This window comes from Azospirillum sp. B506 (assembly GCF_000333595.1).
Lineage (GTDB): Bacteria > Pseudomonadota > Alphaproteobacteria > Azospirillales > Azospirillaceae > Azospirillum.
The window spans coordinates 1-1309 of record NZ_BADK01000857.1 but is presented as its reverse complement, the minus strand read 5'-3'; the positions used below and the strand labels follow the sequence as shown (position 1 = coordinate 1309).

At 69.3% G+C, this 1309-nt stretch carries 2 protein-coding genes; both read right to left on the bottom strand.

Features of this window, described 5'->3' with window-relative positions; translation table 11 throughout:
• On the bottom strand, positions 1-624 hold a 624-nt coding region (locus tag I71_RS26640), incomplete at its 3' end, for a chemotaxis protein (protein WP_049976348.1).
• 146 nt (positions 625-770) lie between these two features.
• On the bottom strand, positions 771-1309 hold a 539-nt coding region (locus tag I71_RS26635; RefSeq protein WP_042701077.1), incomplete at its 5' end, for a D-alanyl-D-alanine carboxypeptidase.

The following is a 1309-nucleotide window of genomic DNA, read 5'->3' as shown; positions in this document are numbered from 1 at the left end:
CCGCGTATTGCGCAGATGCTCGATATAGGACGACTCGTTGCGGGCGATATCGTGCAGCGACTCGTCGCCGATCAGCCGGCGCTGGCTGCGCCCGCTGGTGGGGAAGAAGCGCACGGCGCGCGGACTGACGCCGCCGACGTCCCAGCTGATGGTGGGAATCCCCTCCGTCGCCAGATACTCCATCACGAACTCGACGTTGCGCTGGCCGATGTTGGCGGTGCGCAGCGTGTTCAGGTTGACGTTGGCGCCGCCGAACAGCTTGGCGCGCAGGCGGTCGCGCCGGCCGGTGACGGTCAGCAGCCGGTTGATCAGATGTTCCATCGCCGTCGCCCCGTAGCGCGACGACAGCGACAGCGTGTCGGTCCCGGCATCGGGCAGCAGGAAATGGTTCATGCCGCCGATCTCCGCCACCGGATCGTACAGGCAGGCGGCGACGCAGGATCCCAGCGTGGTGGTGATGATGACGTTCGGGTCGTCGGTGACGACACAGCCGCCGACGACGATGTTGACCACTTCCGCCCCCAGCCGCCGGTCGTGATAGCGGTTGGCGGCGACGTCCTGGCGCTCCAGCCGGCGGCTCAGACCATAGCGCGCGGTAGCGGTGCCGGGACGGTTTGTCATCATCGGGTCGGGTGCTCTCGCTTCTGGTTGCCGACGGATATGGATCGTATCGCCCCGCGATCAATCGCCGCAGGCACTTTGTCTCAATCAATCAACTTTGATCTGCATTTTGCCATAGACGCCATAGTCCGTTCTATGACCTATCTCAGTCAATAGGCCACAACCCAGCGTTCCAAAATCTCCTCCTGCAGCTTGCGGGCGGTGGCGGCCCAGGCGCGGGCCTCCGCCGGGGTGGTGGTGACCCGGCGGTCGAGCGCGGCGTCCAACGCCGCCCGGCGGGCCGGATCGGCAATGAACAGGACGAAGCCAAGCCGCCGGCCGCTGGCCGCGGTCAGCAGCCCGGCCAGCCCCTTCACATAGGCCAGCGTGCCCGTCTTGGCGTGGATGCCGGGGGGCAGCGCCTTGCCGTCCTCCTCCCCCGGCAGCAGGTCCCACAGGGCGGGTCCACCGGCCCGCAGCAGCGCCGCCATCTGCCGCGGCGTCGCCCGCGACCCGGTGCCCAGCCCTGAATGGTTGGCCAGCCGAAGCCCGCGCCACCCCACCGCCTGCCCCGCCGCCCGGCCTGCAAGCTGCCCATCCCCTTCCATCGGCCGCCGCGTCAGCCACCCCTGCAACAGCGCGGCCGAGCGGCCCAGCGTCGCCGCGGACGGGTCCAGCCGCCTCGCCGCCGCCAGCCCGATCAACTCCG